Source organism: Faecalicatena contorta (assembly GCF_001404335.1).
Lineage (GTDB): Bacteria > Bacillota > Clostridia > Lachnospirales > Lachnospiraceae > Faecalicatena > Faecalicatena contortus_B.
This window is the reverse complement of sequence record NZ_CYZU01000043.1, coordinates 12,521-32,967: the sequence shown is the minus strand read 5'-3', so window position 1 is coordinate 32,967 and position 20,447 is coordinate 12,521. Positions and strand designations below refer to the sequence as shown.

16 protein-coding genes are annotated in these 20,447 nt (G+C 45.2%); 3 read left to right on the top strand and 13 right to left on the bottom strand.

Annotation, left to right across the window (positions count from 1 at the left end; genetic code table 11):
• Positions 1-40 precede the first annotated feature (40 nt).
• The 7 genes from ARB69_RS18340 to ARB69_RS18310 all read right to left on the bottom strand — a co-directional run bounded on the left by ARB69_RS18340 (position 41) and on the right by ARB69_RS18310 (position 7,309).
• Positions 41-1,669 (bottom strand): class I adenylate-forming enzyme family protein, encoded by a 1,629-nt coding sequence (locus ARB69_RS18340; RefSeq protein ID WP_055154622.1) that lies wholly within the window; start codon positions 1,667-1,669, stop codon positions 41-43.
• Positions 1,670-1,671: 2 nt separating this feature from the next.
• Positions 1,672-2,397 (bottom strand): nuclease-related domain-containing protein, encoded by a 726-nt coding sequence (locus ARB69_RS18335; RefSeq protein WP_055154621.1) that lies wholly within the window; start codon positions 2,395-2,397, stop codon positions 1,672-1,674.
• A 62-nt stretch (positions 2,398-2,459) separates the two neighbouring features.
• Entirely contained in the window at positions 2,460-3,344 is an 885-nt protein-coding gene (locus tag ARB69_RS18330; RefSeq protein ID WP_055154620.1) for a class II fructose-bisphosphate aldolase, read from the bottom strand.
• A 132-nt stretch (positions 3,345-3,476) separates the two neighbouring features.
• Complete coding sequence (locus ARB69_RS18325) at positions 3,477-4,562, bottom strand: PTS fructose transporter subunit IIC (protein WP_055154619.1); 1,086 nt, start codon at positions 4,560-4,562, stop codon at positions 3,477-3,479.
• On the bottom strand, positions 4,562-4,870 hold the full coding sequence (locus ARB69_RS18320) for a PTS fructose transporter subunit IIB (RefSeq protein ID WP_025654041.1): 309 nt from the start codon (positions 4,868-4,870) through the stop codon (positions 4,562-4,564). The genes ARB69_RS18325 and ARB69_RS18320 overlap by 1 nt, the downstream gene beginning before the upstream one ends.
• A 1-nt stretch (position 4,871) precedes the next feature.
• Positions 4,872-5,333, bottom strand: coding sequence for a PTS sugar transporter subunit IIA (locus ARB69_RS18315; RefSeq protein ID WP_050639375.1), 462 nt, complete (start codon positions 5,331-5,333; stop codon positions 4,872-4,874).
• A 26-nt stretch (positions 5,334-5,359) separates the two neighbouring features.
• Positions 5,360-7,309: a BglG family transcription antiterminator gene (locus ARB69_RS18310; RefSeq protein WP_055154618.1), complete on the bottom strand. Its 1,950-nt coding sequence runs from the start codon at positions 7,307-7,309 to the stop codon at positions 5,360-5,362.
• A gap of 345 nt (positions 7,310-7,654) precedes the next feature.
• Here ARB69_RS18310 and ARB69_RS18305 point away from each other — a divergent pair, with 345 nt between their 5' ends.
• Positions 7,655-8,833: an iron-containing alcohol dehydrogenase gene (locus ARB69_RS18305; protein WP_055154617.1), complete on the top strand. Its 1,179-nt coding sequence runs from the start codon at positions 7,655-7,657 to the stop codon at positions 8,831-8,833.
• Positions 8,834-8,988: 155 nt separating this feature from the next.
• Here ARB69_RS18305 and ARB69_RS18300 read toward each other — a convergent pair whose 3' ends face one another.
• The gene (locus ARB69_RS18300) at positions 8,989-10,353 is read right to left on the bottom strand and encodes a HAMP domain-containing sensor histidine kinase (protein WP_050639372.1); all 1,365 of its coding nucleotides are present in this window, start codon (positions 10,351-10,353) and stop codon (positions 8,989-8,991) included.
• Entirely contained in the window at positions 10,346-11,083 is a 738-nt protein-coding gene (locus ARB69_RS18295; protein ID WP_055154616.1) for a response regulator transcription factor, read from the bottom strand. The genes ARB69_RS18300 and ARB69_RS18295 overlap by 8 nt, the downstream gene beginning before the upstream one ends.
• A 164-nt stretch (positions 11,084-11,247) precedes the next feature.
• Between ARB69_RS18295 and ARB69_RS18290 the strand changes: the two genes are divergently transcribed.
• Positions 11,248-14,148 carry a YfhO family protein gene (locus ARB69_RS18290; protein ID WP_055154615.1) on the top strand — a complete coding sequence of 967 codons (2,901 nt, stop codon included), beginning with the start codon at positions 11,248-11,250 and terminating at the stop codon, positions 14,146-14,148.
• Positions 14,141-15,076, top strand: a complete 936-nt coding sequence (locus tag ARB69_RS18285; protein ID WP_050639370.1) for a glycosyltransferase family 2 protein — start codon at positions 14,141-14,143, stop codon at positions 15,074-15,076. The genes ARB69_RS18290 and ARB69_RS18285 overlap by 8 nt, the downstream gene beginning before the upstream one ends.
• Positions 15,077-15,139: 63 nt before the next feature.
• On the opposite strand, the gene metG is transcribed toward ARB69_RS18285, so the two are convergent.
• From metG to ARB69_RS18265, 4 genes are all read right to left on the bottom strand, one after another.
• Positions 15,140-17,050, bottom strand: coding sequence for a methionine--tRNA ligase (gene metG / locus ARB69_RS18280; RefSeq protein WP_055154614.1), 1,911 nt, complete (start codon positions 17,048-17,050; stop codon positions 15,140-15,142).
• Between the two features lie 710 nt (positions 17,051-17,760).
• Entirely contained in the window at positions 17,761-18,270 is a 510-nt protein-coding gene (locus ARB69_RS18275) for a transcription repressor NadR (RefSeq protein WP_055154640.1), read from the bottom strand.
• Positions 18,271-18,308: 38 nt separating this feature from the next.
• Positions 18,309-19,160: a carboxylating nicotinate-nucleotide diphosphorylase gene (gene nadC, locus ARB69_RS18270; protein WP_055154613.1), complete on the bottom strand. Its 852-nt coding sequence runs from the start codon at positions 19,158-19,160 to the stop codon at positions 18,309-18,311.
• 91 nt (positions 19,161-19,251) lie between these two features.
• Complete coding sequence (locus ARB69_RS18265) at positions 19,252-20,445, bottom strand: L-aspartate oxidase (RefSeq protein WP_050639367.1); 1,194 nt, start codon at positions 20,443-20,445, stop codon at positions 19,252-19,254.
• Between the last annotated feature and the right edge of the window lie 2 nt (positions 20,446-20,447).

Here is a 20,447-nt window from a genome sequence, read left to right as displayed (position 1 = left end):
TTCCTTTCTCTTTCAACTCATTTCGCCGCAAACCATCTTCTTACGAAATTCTGTCCGCATCAGCAAACATCGTTTTGATTGTTTTTTTATCTGTCTTAAGTCCCGGTGTCTTCGGAACTGCATCTGCAAATAAAATCTGCTCCGGTATCTTAAACTTTGCCAAACGGCTCTTCAAATCCGCTTTCAGTTCCTCTGCTGTCATCTGCACGCCGCTCTCAAGAACAATCAATGCCGCAGCCACTTCTCCGTACTTTTTACTCGGAATCCCTACCACTGCTGCGTCTTTAACCCCCTCGACCGCAACAAGTTCATCTTCCACATCTGTACACCAGATTTTCTCTCCTCCCCGGTTTATCATGTCCTTTTTCCGGTCTACGATAAAGACATACGAGTCCTCGTTGATATATCCCATATCTCCGGTATTGAGCCATCCGTCTTCCGTAATCAGCGGGGTTTTCAGATGATAGTAATATTCACAGATATTTGCACCTTTTAAATATACGACTCCAACCGTACCGTCCGGCACTTCCCGGCCATCGTCATCCAATATTTTCAGCATCAGCCCCGGGACCGGTTTCCCCTCTGACCCAGGATACAGACTTGTGGCAGCATCATACGGAAATACCGTTCCCGGTGAAGAAGTTTCCGTCATTCCATAAACGTTGCAAAATTTCATCAGCGGCATCCAGCGGTGCAGCTTCTTCATCGTTTCCACCGGCATATAACTGCTGCCGCATGCCAGTGTCCGGATGCCCGGAAGCTCAGGGAATTCCTCTCTGTAATCCAACAGCTGTCCGAATACGGTCGGTGAGCCGTGCATAAATGTTATTCCATCCCTCTTCACACCTTCAAGAATCCGCTTTGCATCGTACCGCTTATACAGGTAGATTGTTCCGCCGATATAGACAAACAGCCCAAGCAGCGCCACCAAACCTGTGATATGATAAATCGGTACGGGAATGATTGTTTTATCCTCCGGTCCAAGTTCCAGCAATTTCTGATAAATCATCACCGCATGATTGACATTATAATTTTTTAAAATAACGCCTTTACTTGCTGAAGTCGTCCCTGACGTAAACATCAGGATAAATTCATCATTCAATTCACCACAACCCGGCTCCGCACACATCATCTCTGAGATATTTCCTTTTGCGACTGCCTCTGCAAAACCATATCCCTCCTCTTCATCTGCCGTTACCTCTACGAAGATTCCGGCTTCACTGTAAGACCGAACCCATCCGTAATCCTCACTCGCCAGAATTCCCTGCAGATCCGCTTTTTCAATCAAAGAGCGCACTTCCGGTTCCCGGTATTTTGTCGGAAACGGCACCGCAACGGCCCCCAGTTTACATAATGCATAAAAGGATGTTGCAAATTCAATTCCATTATTTAAAAGCAGTCCCACATGACTTCCTTTTTCCAAATGACGCACATATTTCAGATATGCCGCCATGGAATCCACCATGTGAAGAAATTCCTGATAACTGTAACAGCGCCCCCAGTTATCGCAAAGGCCTGTTTTTTCAGAAAATTTTTCTGCCGTATCTTTCAGCATCTCGTAAAAACTTTTCTTCATCTTCGGAAAAGTATAAACGGTCCGGTCTCCGACAGTCAGGTCACCCATCTCCTTCTGAAACCACATATTCCATACATCTTTTCCATTTAACATGATTACACCTCTTTTTTTCTGAAGCCGAATCGTTTATTTTTCTCAGCTTCAAGCACCTCTCCGGCAAGCGCCAGATACATATGCTCTATTTCTGATTCACTGAAAACATCTGCTTTCTTCTCATGTATCTCTTTCATTGTCTGATACACTTGTTTTCTGTGAATGACCGCAACCAAATCTGGTATTTTCCCGTCTTTCCATGTCAATGTACTCGCATCAGGAAACACGACGATCGGATGAATCGTAAGTTCTTTTTTATTTAGTTTCCGAATAATCTGCGATTGGAAATATTGTATCTCATCCATAGGATTACGCATCATTTTGATTTCTACTTTGGCTTTTTTGCCTTTCTTTTCTTTTTCAACTGCCTGATATTTAAAATTCCCCCGGACTGACGCTTCAATTTGGCCGGTCTGATTCTTAATATCCAATACATACATTCCGCTGGTCAGCAAGATGATAACGTAAGCCTGCGGGGTCTTTTCCCCTTTCGCAGCGGCAAGCTGATAAAAAATCCTGTGCCTGCCGAACCGCGAATCAAGGTAATAGCTTTCCGACAGTTTTGTCAGGCTTTTCTTCCTCATTGCATATTCCAGGTAATTAGAATAAATCTCTTTATAGATACTCCGGCGAAAAAGATACCATCCGCTTCCGCCTTTAAAAACCGCAATCATTCCCACTGCCAGGAGCAGCCCCGGAAGTAATTCCAACCAAACATCCTGTCCCATAGTCCACCTCGTATACATTCCCCGCCGATTGTCGGAAAGAATGTATTTCTTTTTTCAATCCATCAGTCTAACTCCGGCCCTTCATACTTGTCGAAATCATAGCGGCCGCTGGAACCGATCACTCTCATGTAACTCTTAATAAAATCTTTCATTGCTTCCTGTGCCGCAATACAAAGATCCATATAATCGATTTCCGGATTCGCCTCCAGAGCCTTTGCTGTTGCGATTCTCGCATGCTTAAACAAGTCTGTACATACATTGATCTTATTGATTCCATATGCTACTGCTTTTCTGATATTCTCTTCTCCGGCACCGGAACCGCCATGAAGCACAAGCGGCATCCGCAGTGTCTCTTTTAATAATTTCAAACGGTCAAAATCCAGTTTTGGGACAAATCCTTTCGGGTAACTTCCGTGAGCCGTTCCGATCGCCACTGCAAGGCAGTCGCATTCCGTTTTCTCTGCAAATTCCTTAGCCTGCTGTGGATCTGTGTACAAGTCTGCCTTTTCGTTATCTGCCTCTTTCGCCATTCCTACATGTCCTAATTCTGCCTCACAGGACAGTCCCATGCCGTGTGCAAGAGAAGCTACCAGCTGTGTTCTTCTGACATTTTCTTCAAAATCATAACTGGAAGAGTCAATCATCACACTTGAAAATCCATATTTCATGGCCGCTGTTATATCTTCAAGGTCAGCGCCGTGATCCAGATTGAATGCAACCGGAACTGATACTTTTTCTGCCATTCCTTTTATCATCGGGGCAAGAATATCCCCATGTCCGTGGGCTTTCATCTGACGGGGGGAAATGTTGATAATTACCGCAGATTTTTCTTCTTCTGCCGACTGGATAATCGCCTTCGCCTGTTCCATATTTACACAATTGATTGCCATAACTGCATAATTATTTTGATGTGCATGCCAGAGCATATCCTTCATTGATACATACATATTATTATTCTCCTTATATCCCGGGCTGCCGTACATACTTTTCGGCGCCCGGTAAAAATATATCTAGCCGTCTGTCAGGTTCTGCTTTAAGTGTAGAAAGGAAAAAGCCAAAGCTTCTTCCTTTCTGAGAAATTAAATAATAGATACAATGTCTTCTTCGCTTTCTACATATCCTTCCGGCAGTGGTCTTCTGAGGACTGCATACAGTACGCCTGTAATACAACCGCCTAACAGCCAAAGACCGATAAACAAAAGTGGGTTGGATGTCATGGCAATAACAAATGCACCACCATGAACTGCCGGAGACTCAAGTCCGAGCATCATACACAGACCGCCTGTAATCGCACCTCCTGTGCAGCAGGAAATTGCAACACGAACCGGGTCTTTCATCAGGAATGGGATAACCCCTTCCTGTACATAGCAGCACGACAGGATAAACAGTGATTTTGCCTGCTCTCTTTCAGCTTCTGTAAATTTCTTTTTTCCGCCGATGAAACATGCAAGACCAATTCCCAGAGGAGATGTCATGCCTGCACACATTTTAGCAGAAGTAGGAATTAAGAATCCGTCAGCATTCAGTCCGTTTACGAACAGAGCTGCTGTTTTGTTAATAGGACCGCCGTGATCCATACAAATCATTGCCCCGATTACTGCACCAAGTACGAATCTGGAACCACCGCTCAGAGCCATCAGTCCTGAGGTAAGCCATGCCATAAACCAACTGATTGGGCGTCCTACCACATAATACATCAGCAGACCACAGACCAGTGTCGTGACTACCGGATAGACCAGAATCGGCATGATACCCTGTATTGCCTTTGGCACCTTAATCTTCTTTAACATAAGTACAAAATAACCAACCATGATACCGCCGACAACCCCGCCGACAAATCCGGTATTGATTGCGCCTGCAAGAGCACCCATTACAAATCCGGGTGCAAGTCCCGGTTTATCAGCCATCGCATATGCGATAAATGCTGCAATAACCGGTACAACATAGTTCATCATATTCTGTCCGAGAAGCATGATTGCTTTTGCAATTGTATCAATCTGATCCATGTGGTTTCCGATATCATATCCGCCCATTGCCTTTGCAATTGCCTGAATTACACCTGCTCCTACAATTACCGGGATCATGTAGGAAATACCTGTCATAATAGAATCTCTCAGAAAAGCTCCCTGGCTTTTCTTTTTTGTTTTTCTTTTGATTTCTGCCATTATTCTAACGCCTCCAATAATTCTTTTATAATTCCTTCTGCATCTTTGATTGCTTCGCTGACACCGACGGTCAGTGTCGGCAGGTCGTCAAAACGCTCGGCGTTTTTTATTCTTACATCACTCGCAATAATCACTGCGTCTGCCCTTTTAAGGTCTTCTTTTGTAATCTCATTCTCAACACCGGCAGCCCCCTGCGTTTCGATTTTGATTTCCAGACCTTTTTTCTTTGCAGTCTTTTCCAGATTGGATGCTGCCATATAGGTATGTGCAATCCCAACCGGACAACTTGTCACTCCTAAAATATACATATTACTCTTCCTCCTTTTTTGATGAAAACAACGCTTTGATTTCCTCGACTGTAGATGCACCTTTCAGCGTTTCCCGGAAATCATCATCCATCAGATTCGCTGCCAGCTTGGAAAGCATTTCAAGATGTGCGTTATCTGATGTGTTTGGTGCAGCAAGCATAATCACGTAGTCAACCGGACGTCCATCCAGTGTTTCCCATTCCACCGAATTTTTTAGTTTAACCAGCGTAAATGCTGCTTCTCTGACGCAGTCTGATTTGCAATGGGGTATTGCGACACCGTTTCCGACCCCCGTGGAAAATACGGCCTCTCTTTCGTAAAGTCCTTCAATATATTTATTCAGGTCATTTACTTTCCCTGCATCATACATCATTTTGCCAAGTCCTTTGATTACATCGTCTTTTGTCTTGGCTTCATATCCAAAATTTACAAGCTTTTCATTCACCATTTCTGATACATTCATATTGTGTTTATTCCTTTCCTGCATGTCTATGCCTTTGTCAAAATATCTATCTCGCTAAATTTTTTTGCTCTTAATACCTGTTCAACATCTTTTATATTTCGTGTCAGATCCAGCACATCGCTGAAAATCCGCTGAAAGTTATTCTCCACCTTTGCATCCAACGCCAGCATAAAGACAATCTGTACTTTCTCTGAGCCCCATATGATGGGTTTCTGTAAAGTCATGAATCCAATTCCCTGTTTACGTATGTGCCCTTCAAATGCATGCGGTATAGCTACCAGACTGCCTACTGAAGTTTCCGAAAGTTCTTCTCTTTCAAATACAGACTGTATATACCCTTCATCTACATAGCCTTCGCTGATCATCCTTCCTCCCAGAAGTTTGATTACTTCTTCTTTTGACTTCAAATCGCAGTTCATAATGGAGATGGAACTATTCAAAAACTTCTTTAGGTAAAAATATTCAGTATTTTCTTCCTGTAGATGGCTTGTTTTTTTCTGAATGTATTTTCGGATTCTCTGAATATCCGTTTCACTCAAAACCGACGATACATGAAGCACTTCGATTCCTTCTTTATAAATAGGCACTGTTGAGATTACAAAATCCTGTGCCTCCGGTTCTAAACTATCTGCCTGGTTTCCCGAAATAATCTGCTTGATTTCTATTTCCGGAAACAATCGTTTCAGCTTCATGGAAACAAACTGTGACGTTCCGATACCGGTCATACATATAATTGTGACAGACAGATTTCTTTTCATTTTCTGTCGTGCTCGTTCTATGGCTGCTCCTATGTGAAATGAGACATAGCCGATCTCATCCTCCGTCGTCTCCAGTCCGTATTTCTGTCCGAACTTTGATATCAGATAAGAAGCAATCTCATATTCGTAGAACATTTCCTTTTTCACCGCATCCAAAATCGGATTTTCCAGATACATCATGCTCTGGAACCTGTGAACCATACATTCCAGGTGATCGAACAGCGCGCATGCCAATTCGCTGTCTTCCTCCAGCTGCAGTTGATACTGTTCGTCCACTTCCTGTAGAAGTGACATGATATCATCAAACATCTGAGGCTCTCTGGCACGGGTTTTCTCTCTGTCCTTTTCTTTCGTCATAGGAATCTGATATCTGACTGCCAGAAGACACGTCATCAAAAATGTAATCTCAGATTCCGGAATTTCAACATCCAACTGTTCATATATCTGTTCCAGAATATAACGGCTTACAAACCAGGCTTTTCTTCCTTCACTGGCCTGTTTCTTTTTTTCCTCCGGCTCTGTCACACATCCCATCTGAACTCTCGTTATCAGAATCGCAAGCTGAATCAAGAGTTCATCAAAAGAAATATCCGTCAATACAAAATGGAACCGATTCTCTGCCAATCGGATGATACGCTTTAAACTTTCCAGCCGCACTTTTGTAAACAGCGTCTGTATCTTCTCATTTTCAATTCTTCCGCTTTTTCCGCCGACCTTTTTCAGAACATCTGTCAGCGCCCATCGAATCTGTGTTTCCGAACCTTCTGCCTTAATCCCGTATTTTACTTTCTTTATGAAGGTAATACCGAATTTCTCCCAGAAGGAAATCAACTCCGATACATCATTCACAATCGTTCCTTTACTCACGTAAAGTAGGTTTGCAATTGATTCCATTGATATATACTTTTTATTATGTAAGAGCAGATAAGCAGCAACATAATACTTCCTCACATCCGATGAGATGTAGGAATCCTTCATCTCATACAAGACTGACTGCAGAAACTGTTCTCCGGCTTCATCATAATACAGCCAAAGGCCAACCCCCTGCTTTGTCTTAATACTGCAGGAATTTTTCTCCAGAATCTCCCTGATCTTCTTTATATCAGCCTTGATTGTTCTTGGGCTGACTTTTAATTCCGCAGCAATTTGTGATGTGGTAAACTTATTTTCATTTTTATAGAGCAAATGAAGGATTTTCTTTTCTCTTGGTAAAAACATTTGACCACCTTTCCTTGCTGTTCTGTAGATATTATACCTAGTTTCAGCAGTTATTTACAAATCAGTTAATTGCACTTTAACCAATGAACTTAGTGCAATCAATGGTAAATATATCACATTTGTCGAATTTATTCCCCCTCTTTTTGTGCACATTACCCGATATTTCGTTTGTTTTATTTACTTTTCAAATTTCCGGTTACGTTTATCCTACACTGTTTCTGTGTTTTTGTATCTCTGCCTATACTTTTTCACTTAGTTGGTGCAATTTATCAAATATTCTTTTCTTCGGAAACGTCTATAATAATAGACAGCACAATAATCTTTTATAATCAGGAGGATTTACACATGATTAATTTTGAATTTTATAACCCCACAAAAGTTATTTTTGGAAAAGGTGTTGAAGCAGAAGCCGGTAAGGTCATCAAGGAAATGGGCGGGCACAAAGTACTTGTACATTTCGGCGGCGATTATCTTCAGAAAAGCGGTACTTTAGACCGTATCCACCAGGGACTTACTGAGGCCGGTCTGGAATATGTAGATTTGGGCGGAGTTGTTCCGAATCCAAGACTTGGATTAGTAAAAGAAGGAATCCGGCTTTGTAGAGAGGAAGGAGTTGACTTTCTGCTTCCGATCGGCGGCGGAAGCGCAATCGACTCTGCCAAAGGAATCGGTTACGGCCTTGCAAATGATTTTGAACTGGAAGACCTTCTGCTGGGCAAAACTGCCACCGACAAAATTGCACCTATCGGATGTATCTCAACAATCGCAGCAACCGGTTCTGAGACAAGCAACTCCATGGTAATCACCATCGAAGACGGCATGCTCAAGCGTTCTTACAACCATGACTGCGCCCGTCCTAAATTTGCGATCATGAACCCGGAACTTACATATACACTTCCTGCATATCAGACATCCAGCGGTGCTTCTGATATTATGATGCATACTATGGAGCGGTATTTTACAAACACAAAAGATGTCGACCTGATCGACCGTATGGCAGAAGGACTTCTTGTATCTGTTCGTGAAGCTGCCCTGACTGCTGTAAAAGACCCTGAAAACTATGAAGCTCGCGCAACCCTGATGTGGGCCGGAAGCCTTTCTCACAATGGACTGACCGGAACCGGACGTGTATCCGACTTTGCATCTCACAAAATCGAACATGAGCTGGGCGGTATGTTTGATGTTGCTCACGGCGCAGGCCTCTGTGCCGTCTGGGGGAGCTGGGCAAGATACGTATATAAGACAAATCCGGCAAGATTCGCACAGTTTGCAGTCCGTGTATTTGATGCAGCACAGAACTTCTATGATACAGAGGCAACTGCCCTCAAAGGTATCGAAGCTTGGGAAAACTGGTGCCGCTCTATCGGAATGCCGACCAGTCTCCGTGAACTGGGTGTAACTCCCACAGATGCACAAATTGAAGAAATGGCCGAAAAATGCGTTGCCACAGGCGGCGGACACGTTGGCTTCTTCCAGACCTTATATAAGGAGGATGTAATTAAAATTTTCCAAATGGCCCGTTAAATCCTTTTTTATCATCCTGCAAAAACCAAGGGGCCGTCGGGAAATGTATGATTCATACTATATATTGCAGCCTGACTTTATAGTCTGCCTCAATATGCAGCTTATGAATCTCATTTCCCGACAGCCCCTGAATGCTGCCGCGCCTCCTGCAACGCTCACGTCCCCCTTGGAATTGAGACTTGTATGGTGTATATATCTGCCTCACTCAGCACATACAGTTCTCCACCATGGATTTCTACCATTTTTTCCACGCTTTTGAGTCCGATCCGGTTGCTGTCGGTTTCATTTACTTCCTTTTTGACTGTATTTATAAGGGTTGTTTTGAGCTGCTGTTTTTCTGTTTTGAAGGTGAGCCTGACAGGGTTTTTCTTGTCCCCGTATTTTAAGATGTTCGAAAACAGATTGTTGAATATTCTTTTTAAAATTACGATATCACCCTTCATGAACCCCTGGCTTTCTTCGATATTTACTTCTGCTTCAAATCCGGCCAGACGCAGGAAGTCCAGGTTCTCCTGCAGAATTTCCTGCAGATCCTGTACCGGGACTTTTTCCATATTGACCGCTTCTGTTTCTTCAAACACCAGCGCATATTCGAACATTTTATCTGTCATCTCTTTGATATCGCTTGTTTTCTGCAGGCATCTTGCCAGGTACTCTTCTTCCATTGACTTGGGTATCTTCTTTAACTGGAGTACTTCCAGATATCCGTTAAGAATCGTCAGCGGGGTTCTGAGGTCGTGGGATATGGCTGTGATCAGATCCTGATTTGCCTTTCGGCTTTCTTCCTCCTGACAGATATTCTCATCCAGCGCAGTGCGGAGTTTGTCCAGTTCTTCTGCCAGTATACCGATCTCATCTTCTCCACAGTCAGGTACCGGATGCTTTAGATTGCCGGACGCCATCTGCAGCACCTCATCCTTCAGGCAGAGAACGTCCTTCATCCTCCGGTTAATAAAAAACAGATTTATTGTCAGGAACGCACCTACGCTGATCAGCACACTGAACAGAAGGTATGGGTACACCATTTTCATGGCGTGATAGGAATAAATCATCACGCTGTATTTCCCATTGCGGAACTCCATCGGCCTCTGATCGTGGTTCTCAATCTCCCCTGATGAGATTTTGTATCCTGCATCCAGCAGGCTGCCGTATACCATCCGTTCGGTTATCTCCGGGTATGCTCCTGCCCTGAAAAGCCCGTCTCCGCCGATTTCGTAAACATATATACCCGTATACTCATCCTTAGGAGCAAAGAACGACTTGAATTCGGCCTGCGCATCCTTATTTTCCTCCCGATCCGGAACATCGTAGTATTTTGCATTTGCTTCCAGTTCCTCAATCAGCGCATTCTCATCCCATGTGATCGAAGGGAATCTGCACAGGAACTTCCATACATTTCCCATATTAGACCAGATCCCCCAAAACAGGGAAAGACTTGCAATCGCAGCTGCCAACATAAGTATTGAAAGCTTCGTCCGTATTTTCCAGCTTTTTACTGCGGTCTTCATCTTCTTAATCACAGCGGTACCCCTTCCCCCATATGGTTTTGATCAAAACGGGATTCCTGGCATCCTTTTCAATCTTTTTCCGCAGATTTCTGATATGGACCATGATCGTATTATTGGCGCCATAATAGTAAGGCTCATCCCAGACAGCCTCATACAGTCTTTCCGCCGAAAATATCTGGTGCCGGTACTTTATCAGTAAATGGAGCATGGCATATTCCGTGTCCGTCAGTTCAATCTCCCGGCCTTCCGCATACACCGTCTCCTGCTCCTCATCTATCTCAAGATAATGAAAGTGCAGGCGCTTTTTTTCCTGGCTTCCTTCCTCGCTGTTCCTATCCTCTGCGGCAGAATCAGGATCTTCCTTGCCTTTATATATCTGATAGCGTCTGATCAGGGCTTTGGCACGGCTGACCAGTTCATTATAGGAAAACGGTTTTACCAGATAATCATCCCCTCCGCTGGAAAATCCCAGAGTTTTGTCGCTCTCCTGTCCCTTCGCGCTTAAAAACAAAATCGGCGCGTTGCTCTGCTTCCGGATCTCCAGACAAGTCTGGTATCCGTTCATGCCCGGCATCATGATATCCAGAATAATCAGGTCAAACATCTTAAGCCCCAGCATTTCCAGGGCCTTTGTTCCATTCTTTGCTTCTTCTATGTCATATCCTTCCCCTTGAAGCAAGATTCTGATAATCTCACGAATCTCCGGGTTATCGTCTACGATTAAAATTCTGGCTGTTTCCATTTTTACCAACCCCCTTGTTTCCAATATCATTATACATGATTTCAGAAAAAATATAGTTACTCTTAAGAATTCTTCAGATTCAGTTTGGGAATTCTTTAAGAAACGGGTTGTATAATCCACTAATGTAAACAATATTCTGTAACCGCTCATAAAAAGGAGAGAGTATGACAAACAAAAAGTATTTCTTCCCCGCACTGCTGGCCGGGCTCTTCATAATGCTGGTGATTCTGACCATTCCGGGGGGATATTTCTATGGATCTTATACAGACTGGCTGAGCCAGCATGTCCGGCTTGCTGAGACAATCCGCGGCGCCTGCCTGGAACAGGGTACATTGGTGCCGGCTTTTCTGCCGCTAGGGGGCGGGAGTAATGGATATCAGTTTTCTTACTATGGATACCTGAGGCCGGACATTCTGATCGGATGTCTGTTTCCTTTTGTTCCTATGGTATATTTTCTGATCGGCTATATGCTGGCAGGATATTTCTGTTCCGTTATGCTCTGCTATTGCTGGCTGCTAAAACACACGCAGGATAAGGGGTCTGCCTTTCTTGGCAGCCTGTTTTTCCTGACTGCCGCATGTTTTTTTCAGACCCATCGGCAGATCATGTTTGTAAATTATATGCCCTTTTTGATGCTGGCACTTTTGTGCATTAAGAAAAAACGTTTTCAGTTTCTTCCGCTATGCATGCTGCTGATTTACCTTAACAGTTTTTATTACTCCATATCCTGCCTCGCGGTCATTGGCTGGTACTGGATGCGTGAGGAGGGAACGGAATTCTGGAAACATGGATTGCTTCGATATTTAAAATCAGCCTTTCTTTCCATCGGTATGGCGGCTCTTCTGCTTATACCGACTGCATTGGTCATTCTGGAACACAAACGCGCTTCTGAGAATCTGAATCTAATGGAGATACTTGGGGCAAATGCCGATATGCACGGACTCCTGTACAGTCCTTACGGAATGGGGCTGACCGCAATATGCCTTTACCTGCTGCTTTTGGGGCTCTGCCATAAAAAGTACCGGACTGAGAGTATTATGCTGCTCTTTGTTTCCTTCTGCGGAGCCGCTGCATGGATATTGAACGGGACACTGTATGCCCGTGCAAAGATTCTGATTCCATTTGTACCGCTCGTTGTACTGCAATGCGCGAAACTTTTAAATGAACTGCGCATGGAAAAAATTACCTGGAAGCTTTGGCCCTGTTTGATTGCCGCTTCATGCTTGTTCTTTTTCCGTTCAAAGAATACATTTCCATGGATAGCTGCTGACCTTGGAATCCTCCTACTTGTTGTACTGGTCAGCAAAATAAAGGTGAAAGAACCCCTACTGAAGTACAGGTATGTGACCAGCCGGGTTCTGCTATGCTTCATGCCTTGTATGCTGTTTTACCAGACCATGCAGAAGGAACAGTTTGTAAAGAAAGAAGATGTATTCACAGACAACTCTGTGCTGGACAGCAGCCCGGTGTATGGCGGATCTCCTCTCTACAGATACGACACACTGACTGACGTACTCAATACCGGCAATCTTGCGGTAAACGGCAGGCAGCAGAAAAGTGCCATGTACTCCTCTATTTCTAATGAGGGATACTCTGACTTTTATTATGATACGCTGCTGTCCCCCGTTCAGATTAATAACAGGCTGGCGATCCTGCCCTCTTCCAATCCGTTTTTACTGAATTTCCTCGGGGTGCGTTATCTTGAGACCTTTCAGGATCAAGTGCCTGCCGGATATCAAATCGTGAAAGCTGCAGGCACTGAAAAAAACACGGCCGGCAAAAGCCTTCCTGTTCTGGCTGAAAATGAGAATGTGCTGCCTGTTGCTTATACGACCAGTTCTCTCATGAGCCAGTCACAGTATGAAAAACTGAACAAATACGACCGACTTGATGCCATAACCCGATATACCATTGTTCCTGGGAACGATACTGCCGATCAGCCTGCTGACGCAGCGGAATCTAATATGAAGATTTATGAGCCTTCCTTTGAAGATCTTCAGCTGCCGGACACAATTCAGGCTGAAAAAACGGACGAGGGGTGGCTTCTGAATGTAAAGAAAGAAACAACAGCTGCGCTCAAACTAAGCCAGTCTTTGAAAGAACAGATTCTGCTGCTGGATTTTGAAGTTGAGAATCAGGGACAGCACGCGGTTGTCATTGATATAAACCATATGAGAAATAAGCTGTCCGGTCCGGGCGCCCCTTACCCCAACGGAAACAATACTTTCCATTACCAGTTTACCAGTCCTTCTCAAGAGGGACTTCACACGCTTACTATTACATTTTCCAAAGGAAAATATCTGATAAAGCATATAAACTGGCATACCTATGACGTACAAAACCTCGCGGAAAAACAGTATACGGAGGTTGAAGAACAGGCGCCACGATCCGGTGAAATATTATCCTGCAGGGCATCTCTTGATGAGGACGGCTTTTTTGTAACCTCCATTCCTGTACAAAGGGGTATGGAAATCCTGGTTGACGGGAAAAATGTTCCTATCCTTACTTTGAACCAAGCATTTGCAGGTGTTCATCTGACAAGAGGAGTTCATGAAATCAGCGTCCGGTTCCATGCGCCGGGACAGCTGGCCGGATTTATTATTACGACTGGCAGCTTTTTGATTTATCTTCTTTATGCACTCCGGGCTCCTAGGCTTGCGCTTCTCGGGATGCTGAAAACCAAAAAGGAACTTGTACTCTATTGCTTAAGCGGCGGTGTAACAACATTTGTAAATTATTTAATTTACTATGCGCTTTTAAAAATATCTGTGGGGTACCTTGCAGCTAATACATTGGCCTGGGGAGGAGCTGTTATCACGGCGTATCTGTTGAACCGCAGACTGGTGTTCCACTCGCAGAAACAGATCCTGCAGGAATTCTCTTCCTTTGTTTGTTTAAGGTTCCTGACGCTTCTGGTGGAAAATGCCCTGCTCTGTCTGACAGCAGGCGCCTTGGGCATACCGCCTCTGCCTTCTAAGATCATAGTAAACGTAATCACTGTATTATCGAATTATGTGCTGTGTAAGTATAAGATTTTCCAAAAGGAGGAAATGAACCATGGATAAAATCAGCATTATCGTTCCCTGCTATAATGAAGAACAGGTGCTTTCCATGTTCTATCAGGAAACAGACAAGGCAGTCCGCGGCATAGAGACTGCAGAGTGTGAATTCATTTTTATTGATGACGGAAGCAGGGACCACACACCCGAAATACTGCAAAGCCTGGTTTATCGGGATAAACGCTGCAAATACCTGTCGTTCTCCCGGAATTTTGGCAAGGAGGCCGCTATGTATGCCGGTCTGCAGCATGCTTCCGGCGATTACTGCGTATTTATGGATGCGGATCTCCAGCACCCGCCCTCGCTTCTCAGGGAAATGTACAGGGTACTGAAAAATGAGGGCTATGACTGCTGTGCCGGATTCCGGGAAGACCGTGAGGGAGAAGGGCGGGTCAGAAGCTTTCTTTCCCGCAGATTCTATAAAATCGTTAACAAAATCTGTGATATGAACATGAGTGACGGGGCCGGGGATTACCGCATGATGAACCGTGCGATGGCCGACTCCATCCTGGAATTCAAGGAATATAACCGATATATGAAAGGAATCTTTTCATTTATCGGTTTTGATACCAAATGGATTCCATTCCGCAACGTGGAACGTGCCGCGGGAAACAGCAAATGGAGCTTTAGAAGCCTGTTCAGGTATGCCCTGGACGGAATATTCTCCTTCTCAACCGCCCCGATTACGCTTGCCGGAACAACCGGCAGCCTCCTGCTGGCTGCCGCCCTGCTGCTCGGAATTGCCGTGGCTGTACGGACGTTTATCTTAGGCTATGCAGCCAGCGGAATCCTGCTTGTGGTGCTGCTCATCTTGGGATTGAACGGGATACAGCTGCTTTTTATATCCGTATTGGGGCAGTATATCTCAAAAGATTACATGGAAACAAAAAAGCGGCCTCTATATATTGTAAAGAGAGAAGAAGGGTTTCGATAGTTCAAAGGGGTCTGTCCCCTTTGCAGAGGGGTCAGACCCCTCCGCAAAAGGGTCAGACCCCTTTTAGCAGATTTCGGCACCGGCCGGCATGTCTTTCTCTGGTGTCATCAGTGCGAGGCAGCCATCTGCGTCTTCTGCGCAGAGCAGCATTCCCTCTGACAGTACTCCGGCCAGCTTTGCTGGTTTCAGGTTGACAAGCACCATGACTTTCTTGCCTACCATCTCTTCCGGTTTGTAGTATGCCTTGATTCCCGATACGATCTGTTTTACCTGGCTTCCGACTTTTACCTGGGAACAGAGCAGTTTTTTGGATTTTTTTACTTCTTCACAGGCAATAATTTCTCCGACCTGGAACTGCATTTTTCCGAAATCTTCGAATGTAATTTCTGGTTTTGCCTCTATGTCAATGACGGTTTCTTCCGCATCTTTTGCCCCGGTCTCTGCCACAGGCGGATGGAGTTCTTCTACTTTTTTCAGTACCTCTTCCAGATCAAGCCTCTGAAACAAAATTTCCGGTTTATCTGTGACATGGCCCCCGTTCAATTGTTCCAGAATCTTCTTGCTGGTGGACGGCATGAAGGATTCCAGAAGTACGGCTCCTGCGGATATTCCCTGAATCAGGTTCCACAGTACGGTTTCCAGCCTGTCTTTTTTGGCCTCGTCTTTTGCAAGAACCCAGGGCATGGTCTCGTCAATGTATTTGTTGCAGCGTTTGAATAAGTTGAAGATTTCCGTAATGGCATCTGCTACGCGCAGTCCCTCCATCTTAGATTCCACTGCCTTTGGCGTCCCCTCCATGACCGCTCTCAGGTCTGCATCCACATCCTCCGCAGCGCCTTTATCGCATACCGTTCCCCCAAAGTATTTATTGGTCATGGACACGGTTCGGTTTACCAGGTTGCCCAGGGTGTTTGCGAGGTCCGAATTCAGACGTTCTACCATCAGTTCCCAGGAGATGATGCCGTCGTTCTCGAAAGGCATTTCGTGGAGTACAAAATAACGCACGGCGTCCACGCCGAAGAAATCAACCAATTCATCCGCATACAGCACATTTCCCTTGGATTTGCTCATCTTACCGTCGCCCTGCAGCAGCCACGGATGCCCGAAAATCTGCTTCGGCAGCGGAAGATCCAGCGCCATCAGGAATATCGGCCAATATATCGTATGAAAACGGATAATATCCTTACCGATCAGGTGAAGATCTGCCGGCCAGTCTTTTTTAAATTGTTCTGTATTGTTTCCGTCGCAGTCATACCCAATACCTGTGATATAGTTCGTGAGCGCATCCAGCCATACATATACCACATGCTTGGGATCGAATTCCACAGGAATTCCCCATTTAAATGATGTCCTGGATACGCACAGATCCTGCAGGCCGGGCAGAAGGAAATTGTTCATCATTTCGTTTTTACGGGACACTGGCTGGATAAACTCCGGATGTGTATTAATATGCTCGATCAGACGGTCCGCGTATTTGCTCATTTTAAAGAAATACGCCTCCTCCTGTGCAGGCTGAACCTCGCGCCCGCAGTCTGGGCATTTTCCATCCACAAGCTGGGACTCTGTAAAGAAGGACTCGCACGGAGTGCAGTACATGCCCTCGTAATGCCCTTTATAAATATCACCCTGGTCGTACAGCTTTTTGAAAATCTTCTGCACCTGTTTTTCGTGTTCTTCGTCAGTAGTGCGGATAAATTTGTCATAGGATGTATCCATCAGATCCCAGATTCTTCTGATATCACCTGCCACATTGTCCACGAATTCCTTAGGGGTGATCCCAGCCTCGTCTGCCTTCAGCTCGATTTTCTGACCGTGTTCATCTGTACCTGTCTGGAAGAACACATCATACCCCTGGCTTCTTTTGTACCTTGCAATCGCATCTGCAAGGACGATTTCATAGGTGTTCCCAATATGCGGTTTGCCGGATGTATAGGCAATCGCTGTTGTAATGTAATACTTTTGTTTTTCTGACATGATTCTCTCTCCTTTAAGAACGCCGCCCTGTCCGTGGAAGGGACGCCCCGATTTCACTGTTGACCTGTACCAAAACGCTTTAGACTGGTACTCTTATAACACAAAAAACCGCCCTCTTAATTAATATTAAGAAGACGGATCCTATCCGTGTTACCACTTCCAATTCACCCTGACCTCACGGACAGAGCCTCAGTAAGTGCCAGCCAGCACTCCTTCGCTGTAAAGGGCGAACCCATCGCAGCCTTGCACAGAACCTCCGGCGGCATACTTAAATACTTAAGAATTCCTCAGACTGCCTCACGTCTGTTCTCTGTTCGGTGCGCCGCTCAGAAGCCATCTTCATCTGCCCTTCATTCATCCCTCTCAGCGTTCGTTCCTATGTTGAGGAACTGTGGGAATTCTCTGTGGAATGTCCTGCGGACTACTCTCTCCGTCACTGCGTTTTTCATTTCTGTTTGGTCTGTTAAAAAGCGTATCACAGCAATTTGCGAATGTCAAGGGTATGACTTTATAAATTCTAAAGATCCCTTCATAAAGTTTAAATGATTCTTTTACAAACTATTAATGCTGATATCACAATTTTGTCACATTTTTTGTTTAAATTATAATCATACAAAGCAGAGATGCTTTTTCAGATAAATTTTCTTTTTCATACCTTTCTCCGCCGGAGCTCACAGCCCCGGCTTTTTTATGATATTAGGAAACTCCATCTAAGGCTCGATCAGGTATCCTTTTCTTCGGAGCATATCTTCTATCATGTCCAGGGTCTCTTCATTATCCGCCTCCACTTTATGATAGTGATAGTTCGATGTTATATTCTTGAGCGGACTGGATTTTCCGCTCCTGATGTCTTCCATAAACTCCATGACTTTTCTTCTGGAATTGATGTTAAGTTCCGCCTCCATGTGCCCGTATACCCGATGATTAATCATAACATTGACGACCCGGCCGCCCAGATCTACGATGGAACACAGCTCATTTTCCAGGTCATCGTCCGTATGGTTCACTTTAAACACCCGGCCGGCGGACTTCGGCGCATTCAGAATATATCCCCTGTTTGTGGAAATGATATCGTGTCCGGCTGCGCGGATCAGGGCGATATCCTGCACGATAACCTGACGGCTCACTTCATATTCCTGTGCCAGTGTCTTGCCGGATACCGGTATGGCACTGTTTTTTATATGGCTCACTATAGCATTTCTGCGTTCAGAACCTGTCATCATGAGATGCTTTCACCTGCCTTTCTGTCTGTCCGGATTTATACTGCATGAAGATTCTTCATCGATATATCCAGGATCGGCGCGGAATGTGTCAGCGCCCCGCTGGAAACATAGTCTACGCCGAGCGCGGTAATTCTGTCGATGTTCTCCTTTGTCACATTTCCGGAACACTCTGTTTCGGCCCTGTGGTCTATGATGCGGATAGCTTCCTGCATCTCCTCTGTCGTCATATTGTCCAGCATAATGATGTCTGCACCGGCCTCAACCGCTTCTTTTACCATATCCAGGTTCTCAACCTCAACCTCGATCTTCCTCACAAATGGTGCATAGTCCTTCGCCATCTGCACGGCCTTCGCCACGCTGCCCGCTGCGCCGATGTGATTATCTTTTAGTAAAACACCGTCTGACAGATTATATCTGTGATTATATCCACCGCCGACCCGCACAGCGTATTTTTCAAAAATCCGCATATTAGGCGTGGTCTTTCTTGTATCCAGTAATTTTGTCTTCGTTCCTTCCAGGAGTGCCGCTACGGAATGCGTATAGGTTGCAATTCCACTCATTCTCTGCAGATAATTCAGCGCCACCCGCTCGCCTGATAAGAGCACCCGGATATCCCCTGTTACTTTTCCCATGAGCTGGCCTTTCATGACCTGATCGCCGTCTTTGCAGTAAAACTCTGCCATAACCTGACTGTCCAGCAGCTCGAATACCCGTTTAAATACATGGAGTCCGGCGATGATTCCGTCTTCTTTACAGATCAGCTCTACCTCACCTTTCACGTCTTCTTTCATCACTGCATTGGTGGTAACATCCTCACTGGAAATGTCCTCCTTTAGCGCCTCTAAAATCAGGTGGTCAGCCTGTAATGTCATTGTAATATCATTCATTTGTCCTGTTCTCCCTTCTATTTACTGATTTTTTAATCCGGTCCACCACAAACGTTCCATTTAAGGCAGGTCTGTGCCATTTTCCCGCTGTTCACGCCGTTTCTTCCTTTTGGGTTTCTGTCCCATACAGTTCTTTGACCTTTCCAGCCGCCCGCTTTGCGAATACCAGGCTCTCCAACAGGGAATTGCTGGCCAGACGATTGGCGCCGTGGACGCCGTTGCAGCTAGTTTCTCCCACGGCAAACAGGCTGTCCATGGATGTCTGGCTGTCGGAATCCACCCAGATACCGCCCATGAAATAGTGCTGGGCAGGAACCACCGGAATGTATTCCCTGGTTACATCATAGCCTTCTTCCAGACAGTGCCGGCAGATATTTGGGAAATGGCTCATGATGGTTTCTTTATCAATATGTTCCATCGAAAGCCATACATAATCTGTTCCATCCTTTTCCATCTGTTCGTGAATCGCTTTTGTCACAACATCGCGTGGAAGGAGTTCATTTACAAAACGCTCCCCTTTTTTATTGTAAAGGACGGCCCCCTCTCCTCTTACTGACTCGGAAATCAAAAATCTTCTGCCCGGTTTCCGTGAATACAGCGTGGTGGGATGAATCTGCACATAGTCCAGATGTTCCAGACGGATGCCGTGTTTTTTCGAGATTTCTATGGCATCCCCTGTTAAATGAGGATAATTAGTGGAATGTTTATAATTTCCCCCGATTCCCCCGCTTGCCAGGACCGTAAAATCCGCGCGGATCTCTATCTTGCCGTCTGCCTCCGACTCTGCCAGAACCCCGGTGCATATTCCGTTTTCTTCTATAATATCGGTCATGGTTGTATATTCCAAAATAGTGACATTCTTAAGCTTCTTAACCTGGGCAAGAAGCTTACCCGTAATCTCTTGTCCGGTAATGTCCGCATGATACAGGATTCTGGGAGTGGAATGCGCGCCCTCCCGCGTATAGGCGAAACCGTCTTTGCTTCGCTCAAACTCCACTCCATATCTAACCAGGTCTTCTATGATTTCCCGGGAGCTCCGTATCATAATATCCACGGACTCCCTGCGGTTCTCGTAATGCCCTGCCTTCATTGTATCTTCAAAATAACTGTCGTAATCATCCTCGTCCCGGAGAACGCAGATACCGCCCTGGGCCAGGAAAGAATCACTGCTCTCCACATCCGATTTGGTGAGCATCAGGATCTGCTTATCCCGCGGCAGATTCAACGCACAGAATAATCCTGCCACACCAGTACCAACAATTACGACTTCTGTTTTCATTTCCATAA